Raw genomic sequence first — 12884 nt, forward strand, 5'->3', positions numbered from 1 at the left:
GTTCTACCTTTCTGGCTATGCAGCTTTCAGGGTGGCTGAGGCTGTCCTGGTGCCTATAGCGATGTGGAACCACGCCGACCCATCCCGAACTCGGACGTGAAACGCATCAGCGGCGAATCTACTGGCAGGGCGACCTGCTGGCAACCTAGCTCGGTGCCAGGCCCACCACCCTAACCCAATCAGTAGGGGAGTATCTTGATCAAGTGATAGTGGTTGAGAGCTAGTTTTTGTTCATAGCTCCTCTCTCTTTATAAGAGAGGATATCAGGTTTTGCATAAGGTTTCACCTGTCAGTTCAACAGGCTAGATCCCATCCCAAACATTCCTGCATCACCTGGCCCAATAGGTACAGGGATCCGCAGATTACAGCTGGTGGCTCAGTGAGGTTTTTCGGCTTGAGCAACTGAGCCCGAAGAGCGGAGAGATTGGGCAGTGCCCGTGCCGAGGCGAGATGAGGCTGCAGAGTCTGGGCTAGCTGAGCAAGTTGCTCGGGATCCGTCCCAGAGTGGCCAGCAATTGGCAGAGCGAAAAAGCAATCTCCTGGTCGCAGCAGGGTGCTGAGAATGCCCTGGACATCTTTGGTGGTGAGGATGCCCACATACCAGGTGAGGGGGCCGGGTTGATGCTCATCCAGATAGCGACGGAGAGCCTGGGCAGCGGGCAAGTTGTGGGCTCCGTCCATCAGCAACTGACGGGATCCAATCTGCACCCGCTGTAAGCGCCCCGGCCAACGGGTGATGGCAAATCCTTTTTCGACAGCGGCATCCGGGATCCGCCAGCCCTGTTGCTGTAGGGTTTCCACAACGGCAAGGGCTACTGCTGCATTGGTGAGTTGTACATCGCCGCTGAGGGGCAAGGTGAGGAGCTGCCCTCGCCAGTGGACGGTTTGAGGCTCTGACCATCGCAGAGGTTCGACCATCTTCAGGGGGCTTCGCAATTGCTCTGCTTTGGCTCGGATAACTGCTGTGACCTCTGGGGTTTGGGGTGCGCACACTGCCGGGATCCCTGACTTGAGAATGCCCGCCTTTTCAGAGGCAATTTGGGGAAGGCTGTTGCCCAAGCGCTGCCAATGATCCCAGCCGATGGAGGTGATGGCCGTCACCACCGGCTCGATCCCGGCATTGGTGGCATCCAGCCGACCCCCCAAGCCCACCTCTATCACCGCCACATCCACCTTTTGTCGGCGGAAGTACAGCCAAGCGGCGGCGGTGATAGCCTCAAACTGGGTGGGGGAAGCCTCGTTGGGGGTATAGGTTTGTAGGCAGTCTCGCACCTGGGCCAGCGCTTGGCTCCAGTCGTTGGTGGAAATGTATTCCCCGTTCAGCCAAATCCGCTCCCGCCAATCTACTAAATGAGGAGAGGTGTAACGACCCACACGATAGCCTGCCGCCCACAACACGTGGCTGACCCAGGCACAGACGGATCCCTTGCCGTTGGTACCGGCTACATGGATGGCCGGGATCCCAACTTGGGGCTGTCCCAGGCGCTGCAGCAAGACTTGCATGCGTTCCAGGCTGAGGTCCACACCGAAGTGACTCAGCGACTCCAGAAACGCCGGCCAATCCCAGTCTGGGATGCGAGGCAGGGTTAGGGACAAATCACTCTGGCTCAAGCAAAGACTCCGTCTTGCTGTGGTAAGTGAGGTTTGGGATTTTTTAAGGATCAGCAATTCTAGAGGTTCACCACAAAAGCGTCGCGGATGCCCGGCTGCTTGAGCACCTCTTCCAGGATCCCATCGGGCAGAGGATCATCCAAGCTGAGCACCATCACTGCATCGCCGCGGATGATCTTGCGGCCCACTTGCATGCTGGCGATGTTGACATTGTAGGCTCCCAGCAAGGTGCCAATCCGCCCGATGATCCCCGGCATATCCCGGTGCAGGGTCATCAGCATGTTGGCGGAAGGGGGCACATTCACCGGGAACTCGTCGATCTGGGTGATCCGCACCTCTCGCTCCCCAATCAACGCCCCCGAAACCGAGCGGATCCCATTGGGGCCATGGGCAATCAACGTCAGGGATCCGGAATAATCTTTCAAAGAGGGATCTCGAGTTTCCACCACCCGAATGCCCCGTTCTTTGGCCTCGATGGAGGCGTTGACGTAGTTGACCCGCTCCCGCAGCGCCAGCGTCAAAAGCCCTTTGAGAGCGGCAATGACGATCGGCTGACCATCTTTTTCTGCCAGATCTCCCTGCAGGCGGATCTCCAACTGGTTGACGCGATCCCCCGCCAATTGGCCAACCAAGTTGCCCAGGGTTTCGGCCAAGTCCAGGTAGGGTCTGAGGTTTTGCAGCACCTCTGCCTGTAAGCCGGGGATGTTCACAGCAGAGCGGGCCGGCAGCCCCAGCAACACATCGCGGATCTGCTCGGCCACATCGATGGCCACGTTCACCTGGGCTTCTTCGGTGGAGGCCCCCAAGTGGGGAGTGAGCAGGACTTCCTTGCCCAGAGAAAACAGCGGAGAGTCCTTCAGGGGCTCGTTGGCAAATACATCCAAAGCCGCTCCGGCAATTTGACCGGATTTCAGGGCTTCGTACAGGGCTTGTTCATCCACCAAACCGCCACGGGCGCAGTTGATCAGGCGGGCGGTCGGCTTCATCATGCGGAAGGTTTCGGCGTTGAACAGGTTGGTGGTTTCAGGGGTTTTGGGAACGTGCAAGGTGATGTAGTCCGATTCCTGCACCAAAGTTGTGAAGTCCACCAGGCGCACCCCCAGCTGCTCTGCCCGCTCCACGGACAGATAGGGGTCATAGGCCAGCAGCTTCATCCCCATCGCCTTGGCAATCTGGGCCACATGGGATCCAATCCGACCCAATCCGACAATCCCCAGCGTTTTTTTGTAGACTTCTACGCCGACAAACTCTTGCCGATTCCACAGGCCCGATTTCAGAGAGGCATTGGCATCAGGTATGTGGCGGGAGAGGGCCATCATTAAGGCAATGGCGTGCTCGGCAGCGGCAATGGTGTTGCCCTCTGGGGAGTTGACCACCAGGATCCCGGCTTTGGTTGCGGCAGGCACATCGATGTTGTCAACGCCAACGCCCGCCCGCCCGATGATCTTCAAGTTCGTCCCCGCCTCGATCACCTCTCGGGTAACCCGTGTACCGGAGCGCACCATGATGGCATCGTAGTTGGGGATGACCGCGATCAACTGCTCTGGGGTGAGCTGAGTTTGCACATCCACCTGAGCGACTTGGGAGAGAATGTCGATCCCCGCCTGATCGATGGGATCTGTGACGATGACTCTGGGCATAAGCAGCGCTGGTCTAGTGGGATGGAGGGCAGTAAGAAGCAGGGATTAGCGTAAGTTGAGGTGGATCTCACCGGCTGAGCCAAACTTTGACCCAACCCCAACCGGCACACCTTAATCTACCGCGAAAGTCCGCCGGTCAGTCGAAGGCTCGCTTCTGTGGAAAGCTGCCAGCTCCCAAAGGTTCTGAAGGCCGACAAACCCATCGAGCTGGCTCGGAGGAGAAATGGGCGCACTAGGACAGGGATCCCACCGGGGCAAGATATTTTCCGTCTATGAGAAAGATGCCATTGGCAAACTGCACGCTGTAGGTGCCCAACAGCCGTCGCTGCAGGATCACCCCTTGCTCGTGCAAGCGGATCAAATGGGCCGGGCGCAACATCGGCATTGGGTCAGCCGTTTTTAGGTAAGGAGGCATCTCCACCACTTGAACCGTTGCCCCCACCGGCAGTAAACCTTGGGCTTCAGACATAATGGGAGTCCATCCTGCAGCCGTTTCTAGCTTAGGTGACATACTCCTGCACTCATGCTGATGCAAAGCGCTCCGCGCCGCTAAAGCGAAAGAGTGCGAGCTTCAAGGACTCCGTCCCGCTGACGCGAACAGTGACTCCTGTTAAGGACATTTCCTGAGCTTTAAGAACGGGATGCCCCACCGCTCTCTGCTTATCATAGCGCAGGAATCTCCGCCTCTCATCCCGACTCCCATGCTGATACATAGAGGGCGGGACTTCTCGGCGGTCTAGCTAACCCGAGCAGGATGGCAGCCCCAGGGCGGATCCCAGAGGAGCCGAACAGATTGGATCCCTGAGCAGTTATTGTAAGATTTTTATCTAAATACCAGAATTAGTCAGATAAAAAAGTAACATCTTGCCAAAGCAAGTTGGTTTCTCCAAACAAAGAAGAAGCAGCCAGCCTTTCAGGGTACTGCCAACTGATCGCCAATCTGCTATCATACCATGACCTCTCGCTACCCATTTTTTGTGTCCTTGGATACAGAAACCTCATTTGCTGAGGCAATTTAGGGGTTTTCTTGCCGTGGAGCTGTGGGCACAGGGCTTGGTAAGCTCACCTGTGGCCTATTTGCCAGCCGGATCTTTGCCGAAACTCTGTAGGAGTGTTAAGAATAGTTACGTTAGTTTACTATCTTCTCAGTTTCATATTTGTCCTTCTTTAGCGCTGCGAAACGACCATGCTAGATCCCATTCCCCCCCCAGCCCTTGAGGAATATCTCTTGCAAACGGGCATCATCGACCGTTCTCAACTGAGCCTGGCCAAGAAGCTGCAACATCGCCAGCAAGGGCCGTTGCTGATGATTCTTTTGGAGTTGAGTTTCATCGATCTGGAGCAGCTCAGCCGCCTTTTGGATTTGGGCCGCACCTACCCTTTTGACCATGCTGCAAACGCTGGATAGTCTTCAGCCCGACTGGCAACAAGCTCTGGCTCGGTGGTCTACTGCGGAGCAGGGATCCCTACTGCTGAAAAGCTGTGGGGGAAAGGATCCGGCGGAGCTGCGCAGTGTTTTGCAACAGGTCTGTGCTCCTGTCCAGCCTGTTACGTTGTTAACGGAGGGCTTAGAGGTGGTGGCCAGCCCACTGACGCTGCAAAGCTGGGATCCCCAAGCAACGGGGCATTTTGCCCACCTCTATCTGGAGCGTTCCGCCTCTACCTCGCACCTGAGTCGTTTGGCGGCTGTTGTTGCTCAGTTGCGTGCCCCCGATGGATGTCCCTGGGATCGGGCCCAAACTCCGGAGTCTCTGACCCCCTACATTCTCGAAGAAGCGTATGAGACGGTAGCTGCCATTCGAGCCGGGGATCCGGCGGCGATTGCCGAAGAGCTGGGGGATTTGTTGTTGCAGGTGGTGTTGCAGTCTCAGATCTTTGCCGAGCAGAACCACTTTGATCTGGAAGCTGTGGCTGCGGGAATTGCCGATAAGCTCATCCGCCGTCACCCCCATGTGTTTGGGGATGCTGTGATGGCAGATCTTCCGGAGTTGCACCGCTCTTGGGAACAGATCAAGCAAGGGGAGCGACCGGATCAAAGCCTTGGCCAAAAACTGCTGCACTATGCCCAAAGTTTGCCTCCCCTAATGGCTGCCCTGAAAATTTCCTGCAAAGTGGTGGGGGCAGGGTTTGAGTGGCCAACGGTGGAGGGGATCTGGGCCAAGATCCGCGAGGAAGAAGCCGAGCTGCGCCGAGAATTGGAAAGGGATCCCCCCGATCCAACTCGCCAGGAAGCCGAACTGGGGGATCTGCTTTTTGCTCTGGTCAACTTGGGCCGTTGGTACGGTTTGGATGCTGCCCAAGCTCTGGCCCAAACCAATCTGCGCTTTGCCCGTCGTTTTTTGCGCATGGAAGAGCTGGCTCAGGAACTGCTGGGATCCACGCCCGGCGGTGGCAAAAGCTCCCTTCTGAAAGGGCGCAGTCTCCAGGAGCTGGAAGTCCTCTGGCAACAGGCCAAGCAAGAGTATCCCTAGTTTCGTTTCTGGATGTGGGGTTGAGCCGGTGCCAGCTCTGAGGGGGTATCCGCCCACACAGTCTTGGGGCAAGTTCTCTTTGTAGGGTAGGAGCTGTTCTGAGCGCCTGTCTCTACGTCGGCCATGTCTCCAGTTTCTTCCTTTGAGCAAGCTGGGATCCCTTGTCTGGATTTGACCCCCTTTCGGGAGGGCACGGATCCGCTAGGGGTTGCAAAGGCTTTTGGGGCAGCCTTGGAGGAGGTGGGGTTTGTGGTGATCACAGGGCATGGGATCCCGGAGGCCATCATACAAACAGCCTACGAGAGAGCGAGGGCTTTCTTCGACCTGCCGCTGGAACAAAAAATGGAGGTGGTGACTCCGGATCGCGTCAAAAACCAGGGATACCTGCCGATTGGCATCGAAAGTGTAGCCGCTACCCGTGGGGCAGAGGTTCCCTACGATCTCTGTGAGGCGCTGGTGTTCAATGACCTGTTTCGGGAAGATCCACAACGGCCCCAAGCAGGGGTGGATCCGGATTCGGGCAACCTTTGGCCCACCCATCCAGCAGGACTGCGGGCTGCTCTTCTGGCTTATGATGCGGCTCTGCTTCAGCTCACCCAAACCTTGATGCGCATGGGCGCGTTGGCTTTGGATCTGCCGGAAACCTATTTTCTGCCTTTTATGGAGGGGAAAGGGGGAGTGCTGCGGGCTGTGCATTATCCTGAACAGGAGGTGGAGCCCATCCCGGGACAGCTACGCTATGGGGCTCACTCCGACTACGGTGGCTTCACGATTCTGCGACAGGATGGGGCGCCGGGAGGGCTGCAGGTGTACTCCAAAGCAGGAGAGTGGATTGATGTGCAGGCTGTTCCCAACGCCTTTGTCATCAACGTTGGCGATCTGCTATCCCGTTGGACCAATGACCGTTGGCGCTCCACGTTGCACCGCGTGGTCAATCCACCCCGATCGGCTTTCGGTTCCAGTCGCCGCCTGTCTTTGGTTTACTTTACAGCTCCTCGGGACGATGCTTGGATCGAATGCCTGCCCACATGCCAGAATGCAGCAAATCCCCCTCGCTATGCTCCTGTACAGGCTGGGGAGTACATCCGCTCTAAGCTGGAGGTTTCGATGATTGGGAAGGCAGGGCAAAGCTCTCGGAGATCTCAAACTCGGGATCCCTGAAGTCTAGAGATCTCGGGCAGACGATGCAACCGCTTCTTGGCTTTGATCTGGGAGCAGTTTGGGTTGCCTGATCTCGGTGCTCCTTTGCCTGTGATAAAACTCCTTGCCCGTCATTTGGCCAACCTGTGCAAATTCAGATCCGCCATCTCATCGAATATCGCTACAGTCGTCCAGTCCAACTGGAGCCCCATACGGTGCGATTGCGACCGCGCTGCGACGGGATCCAGACTCTCCTGGCTTTTGAGTTGCAGGTGGATCCGCAGCCGGTGGGCCAATCGGCGCTGGTGGAGCTGGAGGGCAACGCGGCAGTTCGGCTTTGGTTTGAGGATCCCACCGAGCATTTGCGCATTCAAACTCAGGCCACGGTGCTCACCCTGCGGGAGAATCCCTTCGACTATCTCCTCTGCGATTGGGCCACCCATCTCCCCATCGACTATCCCAGCACGCTGGCAGCTCAACTACAGCCTTATCTGACGGCTCAGGCGGATCCCGGCATCCAGGCCTTGGCCTGGGAGCTATGGGATCACGTGCAGGGGGAAACGACAGCTTTTCTGCCGGCGCTGAACCAGCGCATCTATTCAGAATGCCGCCACATCTTGCGGGAAAAGGGGGATCCCTGGCCTGCCGGCTTGACCTGGCATCGCAAAACCGGAGCCTGCCGCGATTTGGCCCTGGTGTTCATGGAGGTCTGCCGTACGGTAGGCTTGGCCGCGCGCTTTGTCAGTGGCTACCAGGTCAGCCCCTCGCAGCCTTCGGGGGAGAGCAGGGGTGGAGAACCCCCAGAGCCTGTGCGCCGTCATTTGCACGCTTGGGCGGAGGTGTACTTGCCAGGGGCCGGTTGGCGGGGCTTTGATCCCACCCAGGGGTTGGCCGTGGCCGATGGTCATGTGGCTTTGGCGGCCAGCGCTTACCCCAGAGATGCCGCTCCCATTTACGGCCATTGGCTGGGCAAGGGCGTTCACAGCAGTATGAGCTACACCATCCACATCCAGGCGGGATCTTCTGCGCAAAGCCAAGCCCAGCTTGCTGCAGACAGCCTTAGCACTCCACCAAAAGTGCGGAGCTGAAGCCGTAGAGCTTCAACTTGGCCGGATCCCAAAGCGAAAATTTGAGATAGCATAGCCTAGCCAAGATCTAGAGAATCTGCCGAGGGATCCCGTTGACCCAGTCTATTGATGTCCCCACCAGCGTTGATACGTTTTTGCAGGAGTTGGCCGCCATTCAGCAAGTTGGGCCGAAGCGAGTGGCCATCCTGGGCAGCCGTCATGTGCCCATTACCCATCAGTATTTGATCGAGACCCTCAGTTATGCCCTGGCCCTTACCGGCAATCAGATCCTCACCTCTGGGGCCATTGGCACCAACTTGGCCGTCATTCGGGGGGCGATGCGGGCGGACATGAAGTCCTTGACGGTGATCTTGCCCCAGAGTTTGGAGCGACAGCCGGCAGAGTCGCGGGCCAGCCTGGAGCAGGTGCTGCATCTGGTGGAACATCCCGAAAACGACCATCTTCCCCTGGCGGAGGCCAGCCGCCTGTGCAACCTGGAGATCATCAGCAAGTGCCAGCAGTTGATCTGCTTTGTCTTCCACGACAGCGTCACGCTGCTGGATGCCTGCAAGCATGCTGAGGAACAACACAAGTTGGTCACTCTCTTCTATTTCGACTGATTTGCCCTTCTACTTTCTTCCTCGGTATTGAGCTTGCGGCAGGGGGAAGTGTTCTTGTAGCCAGGCTTCAGCTTCTGCCGGGGTGGTGAGTTCGCCGTTCAGGGTGAGGCAACGCAGTTGCTCCAAAATGGCTTGGAAGGGGCGACCTGGCTTATAACCCAGACGACGCAGATCGTGGCCGTTGAGCAGCGGCTTCACCCAGTACCACTCCTGCAAATAGCGCCAGATCAGCCGCCGGGCCGGCTTGGGGGCGATCCCGGCCACCAAAATCACTGCTGGGATCCGCAGCCCCTGCAGCAGTTGCACCACCTGGGCCGGAGAGAGGGTGCTGGGATCCAGTTGGGCCAACAGGGTTTGGTAATGGGGGAAATGGCTGAGGCGTTCGATGCCTGCTTGGGTAAGGTGGAGTTGGCTGGCCACCTGGGGGGCTTGGGGCAGCGTGAGGAGGAGAGCCTCTAGGCGCAGTTGCCAGATCTCCTGGGATCCCAGCTCAGGATAGCGGCGGCGAAAGTGATAGGCCCAGCGGCCCACCCGTTGCAACCGCTGACACAGGGAGGGATCCCACTCCAGGTCGGGGTGAATACAGCGCAAAGCCCCCCATTCTGCCAGCTGCTCAAAGGCTTGGGGCCAATCGCGGGATCCGAGAATGTAGGCCAGCTCCTGCTTGAGGCGATCCCCGCCGACGGCATCGTGCAGACCACTGGCTACAGCAGCGCGGATCCATTTTTCTGTGGTCGAGTCCAGGGCGAAGCCCAAGCGCACCGCAAAGCGCACCGCCCGATAAATGCGGGTGGGATCCTCGATGAAGCTGTTGGGGTGCAATGCCCGGATGATCCCCTGTTGCAGATCTGCTTGTCCGCCGAAAAAATCCAGCACCTGTCCTCGCTGGGGGCCGTTGAGGCGCAAGGCCAAGGCGTTGATGGAAAAATCCCGCCGATAGAGGTCTTGCTGAATGGATCCCATGGCCACTTCGGGGGGAGAGGCCGGGTAGGGATAAAACTCCGTGCGGGCGCTGGCGATATCCACACAAAAGCCGCCTGGCCAGATCAAGGCCGCCGTTTGGAATTTGCCGTGGATCTCCAGCCGCGCTTCTGGGAAGTGCTGTTTGAGCGCTTGTCCCAAAATCAAGCCCCAGCCCGGGGGATCCGTCCCATCCAGGGCCGGAGAGTAGGGCCCATCCACCACCAAGTCCAGATCCAGCCGCTCCAGGTTGGGTGAGGGCTGCCGTCCCCACCGATGCAGCAGCAGATCCCGCACCGTTCCCCCTACCAGATACAACCTCAGGCCCTTTTCATCGGCGAGGCGGGCGGCCTGCTCCAGCAACTGTCGATGCCGTTCCGAAAGAGCGGCGAAGGTGAGATCCAAGGGGCAGGAAAGGGTGGGCAGAGCCAACTGGGGTGAGAGGGCCGGCAACTCGTGTAGGTGCCGCAACACATCGGTGCGAGTTACAATGCCCACCAACTGGCCATCCTGGAGAACCGGCAGGCGGCCAATATCCCACTGCACCATCAACCGCTGAATCTCCGCCAAGGGGGTGTCGGGGGAGAGGGTTTTCACGTCGGTGGTCATGTAGCCCTTGACGGGGGCATGGCCAAACCCGTGGTGCAGGGCAATATCGATATCCCGCCGCGAGATCACCCCCACCAGGTGGCCTTGAGCGTCCACCACCACCAGGCCGGAATGGCCGTAGCGCAGCAGCACCCGCTGGGCCTCGTCGATGGTGATCTCCGGTCGGATGGTGCGCACCGGAGCCGACATCAAATCTTTGGCCGTCACCGGGGGCGGGATCCGCTCTTGGACAGCCTGCCTGAGGGCCGCCATGACTTGGGCCGGGTCGGGCAAAGGCTGCTCTGGGCTGGCTTTTAACGTGGCTGCTGCAGCACAATCGTGTCCACCGCCGCCGTAGAGGGCCATCACCCTGCCCAACTGGGCAAACTCCTGCCGCGCCCGCCCGATCAGGCTGAGCCGCTCCCCCTGCCGCGCCACCAAGAGCAGCACATCCACTCCCGTCAGATCCATCAGCCGCATCACCAGGCCGGCCAAGCCGGGCACAAACTCCGGCAGCTCCAGCAGCCATTCTCCCAGGCGATACTCCCCCACCTGCTGCACCTGCATCTGGGCCAACCCCTGGCTGAGCAGCTCGCGCATCTCTGGGGTGAGGCCATCCCCCAAAAAGCGCCGCAACAAGACCAGGTTCACCCCCTGATCCAACAGCCAGCTCAGGGCAGCAGCATCGCGGGCGGTGGTCTCCGGGAAGGTCAGGGATCCCGTATCCATGTGAATGCCCAAAGCCAGCGCCAGCCGCTCAAAAGGGCTGAGAGGGATCCCAGCAGCCTGCAGCCGCTCCACCAGCAAGGTACAGGTGGCCCCCACGGCCTCGATATGACAGTTCACCTGCTGCTGCGGCCAAAAGTTATCCAGTGGACTGGGGTGATGGTCGAAAATCTCAATCTGCGCGCCGGGGACGCTCAACCAAGCGGCAGCTTTTCCCAAGCGATCCGGATCGTGACAATCCACCACAATCCACCGCTGCACCTGTCCCGGATCCACAGAGCGCAGCTCGATGAGGGGAAATTCATCTCGGTACAAGGCCAAAAACTCCTGCACCCCCGGCAGGGATCCCCCGGTCAAGGCGATGCGGGCACCCGGATACAGGCGGGCCGCTCCCACCGCCGCCCCCAGGGTGTCGAAATCCGCCGATTGATGGCACAGGATCAGATCCATTGCGGCAAGAGTTGTCGTTTTCCCCCCTTCCATCCTGGCCTAAGCCGGGATCCCTCTTGTTGGAATCGGACAAGAAGAAATGAAGGGCTGCTCAACTCCGAGGGGCAAGTGAAAACCTCGAAGCTAAGTTTCAGGACGGGTGTCCGGGTTTTTATCAAAAAATTGGGTCATAACCCCGTCCTACCGCTGCGCAGAAGCAATCCAGTAGAGTGGGGAGGATGCCAGCAAGGAGCCTTCACAGGGTCGTCAGCTCCTTTTCTTTTTCTGCCAGCAGCTCATCGATCTTCTTAATGTAGCGGTCAGTTAGTTTCTGGATGGCATCCTGCAAGCTTTTGGACTCATCTTCAGACAGCTCGCCATTTTTCTCTCGCTTGCGCACCGAGTCAATGCCATCCCGCCGGATGTTGCGGATTGAGACTCGCCCCTCTTCGGCTAGCTTGGCCACCTGTTTGCTCAGCTCTTTGCGGCGCTCTTCCGTCAGGGGGGGAATGGTGAGCCGCACCACCTTGCCGTCGTTGCTGGGGGTTAGACCTAGGTCAGAGGCAACAATGGCCCGCTCAATGGCCGCCAGGGTCGAGGGATCAAAGGGCTGGATCAAGAGAGTGCTGGAGTCTGGCGTGGTGAGGCTGGCCAGGGCCTTGAGGGGAGTGGGCACGCCGTAGTACTCCACCTGAATCCGATCCAGCAGGCTGGAATTGGCCCGCCCGGTGCGTACCGTATTAAAGGAGCGCTGTGTGGCTTGCACAGCTTTGTTCATCAACTCCTCAATCTCAGCTAGCTCCACGGGGTTTTCCTCGCTTTCAAAATCAGTTTCCAGATATCAGGCTCTGGCAGCAAACCTGGCACCTCTACGGTGAGCCTGACCTCAATTTTACTGCCTTGTTGGGATCCAGATGGGATCCCGTTCCTCAGAGCTGCACCTGCAGTCGGCGAATTTCTCGCCAGATGCCCCCCAGTGGGATGGTACGAGCTCAAAGCTTCCCCTAAACTGCTCTGCAGTTTACTGCACAACACAGGCACAACAAAGTTTTATGCTCTCTCGCCAAATTGGTTCTTCAACGGCCCTAACCTGGCTGATCGGCAGCTTGAGTCTCCTGGGTTTTGGAGCGGCTGCGGCAGCCTTGGAGTTGCAGATTGTGTCCCCCAACGCCTATAAAGTGCCCTACCTGGGAATTGATGGCGTCTTTACCCTGGATACGTCCCTGGAACAATCGGCCAACGATCCGCGCAATCCAAAGCGGGTGAAGTTTGAGAAGATGGAGTTCTTCTCCTTCTACGCCGATCTGGAGGGGAAAAAGCCCCTGGCGGAAAATTGTCGCTACGCCTATCGGGGGGCTGCGCCGGATCCCTTCTACTACCCTGAGCGCTCCTTAAGTTCCATCTGGGATTTGTTTCAGTTGCAGCCTGGAGCAGACGCCAGTTGCGAGACCTTCACCTATGTGATTCTGCGGGCACCCCACGGGGATCCGGTGCACATGCACCTGCGCTACGGAGGCCGCAACAGCAGCTTCCAGGAACTTCTGAACATCAGCACTCTGCCGGAGGATCCTGCCAACTTCAACCCCTGGTGGAGCACCTACTGCGCGGAGGGGGTAACCGGCTGCGATTGAT

11 protein-coding genes and 1 rRNA gene are annotated in these 12884 nt (G+C 58.5%); 7 read left to right on the top strand and 5 right to left on the bottom strand.

Features of this window, described 5'->3' with window-relative positions:
* The first annotated feature begins 45 nt into the window (after positions 1-45).
* Positions 46-162: ribosomal RNA gene (rrf, locus tag ACVWYZ_RS05165) — 5S ribosomal RNA — on the top strand.
* Positions 163-294: 132 nt separating this feature from the next.
* Here rrf and ACVWYZ_RS05170 read toward each other — a convergent pair.
* The 3 genes from ACVWYZ_RS05170 to ACVWYZ_RS05180 form a co-directional block, all read right to left on the bottom strand.
* The gene (locus ACVWYZ_RS05170; RefSeq protein WP_457466463.1) at positions 295-1596 is read right to left on the bottom strand and encodes a bifunctional folylpolyglutamate synthase/dihydrofolate synthase; all 1302 of its coding nucleotides are present in this window, start codon (positions 1594-1596) and stop codon (positions 295-297) included.
* Positions 1597-1670: 74 nt separating this feature from the next.
* On the bottom strand, positions 1671-3251 hold the full coding sequence (gene serA, locus ACVWYZ_RS05175; protein ID WP_414332254.1) for a phosphoglycerate dehydrogenase: 1581 nt from the start codon (positions 3249-3251) through the stop codon (positions 1671-1673).
* A gap of 232 nt (positions 3252-3483) precedes the next feature.
* A complete protein-coding gene (locus ACVWYZ_RS05180; protein ID WP_011429589.1) occupies positions 3484-3720 on the bottom strand; it encodes a DUF3148 domain-containing protein in 237 nt (78 codons plus the stop codon).
* A gap of 717 nt (positions 3721-4437) precedes the next feature.
* On the opposite strand from ACVWYZ_RS05180, the gene ACVWYZ_RS05185 reads away from it, so the two are divergent.
* The 5 genes from ACVWYZ_RS05185 to ACVWYZ_RS05205 all read left to right on the top strand — a co-directional run bounded on the left by ACVWYZ_RS05185 (position 4438) and on the right by ACVWYZ_RS05205 (position 8549).
* Positions 4438-4659 (top strand): DUF2949 domain-containing protein, encoded by a 222-nt coding sequence (locus ACVWYZ_RS05185; protein WP_414332365.1) that lies wholly within the window; start codon positions 4438-4440, stop codon positions 4657-4659.
* Positions 4640-5722, top strand: a complete 1083-nt coding sequence (gene mazG / locus ACVWYZ_RS05190) for a nucleoside triphosphate pyrophosphohydrolase (protein WP_457466407.1) — start codon at positions 4640-4642, stop codon at positions 5720-5722. The genes ACVWYZ_RS05185 and mazG overlap by 20 nt, the downstream gene beginning before the upstream one ends.
* Positions 5723-5845: 123 nt before the next feature.
* Entirely contained in the window at positions 5846-6883 is a 1038-nt protein-coding gene (locus ACVWYZ_RS05195; protein WP_041438122.1) for an isopenicillin N synthase family dioxygenase, read from the top strand.
* Positions 6884-7008: 125 nt separating this feature from the next.
* Complete coding sequence (locus tag ACVWYZ_RS05200) at positions 7009-7950, top strand: transglutaminase family protein (RefSeq protein ID WP_457466408.1); 942 nt, start codon at positions 7009-7011, stop codon at positions 7948-7950.
* 92 nt (positions 7951-8042) lie between these two features.
* Positions 8043-8549, top strand: a complete 507-nt coding sequence (locus ACVWYZ_RS05205; RefSeq protein WP_011434437.1) for a hypothetical protein — start codon at positions 8043-8045, stop codon at positions 8547-8549.
* Between the two features lie 9 nt (positions 8550-8558).
* On the opposite strand, the gene ACVWYZ_RS05210 is transcribed toward ACVWYZ_RS05205, so the two are convergent.
* Both ACVWYZ_RS05210 and frr read right to left on the bottom strand, forming a co-directional pair.
* A complete protein-coding gene (locus tag ACVWYZ_RS05210; protein ID WP_457466409.1) occupies positions 8559-11273 on the bottom strand; it encodes a CBS domain-containing protein in 2715 nt (904 codons plus the stop codon).
* Between the two features lie 235 nt (positions 11274-11508).
* Positions 11509-12057, bottom strand: coding sequence for a ribosome recycling factor (gene frr, locus ACVWYZ_RS05215; protein WP_011429597.1), 549 nt, complete (start codon positions 12055-12057; stop codon positions 11509-11511).
* 247 nt (positions 12058-12304) lie between these two features.
* On the opposite strand from frr, the gene ACVWYZ_RS05220 reads away from it, so the two are divergent.
* Positions 12305-12883 carry a hypothetical protein gene (locus ACVWYZ_RS05220; protein WP_414357227.1) on the top strand — a complete coding sequence of 193 codons (579 nt, stop codon included), beginning with the start codon at positions 12305-12307 and terminating at the stop codon, positions 12881-12883.
* The last annotated feature ends 1 nt before the right edge of the window (position 12884 follow it).

The sequence above is a fragment of the Thermostichus sp. MS-CIW-37 genome (assembly GCF_054060065.1).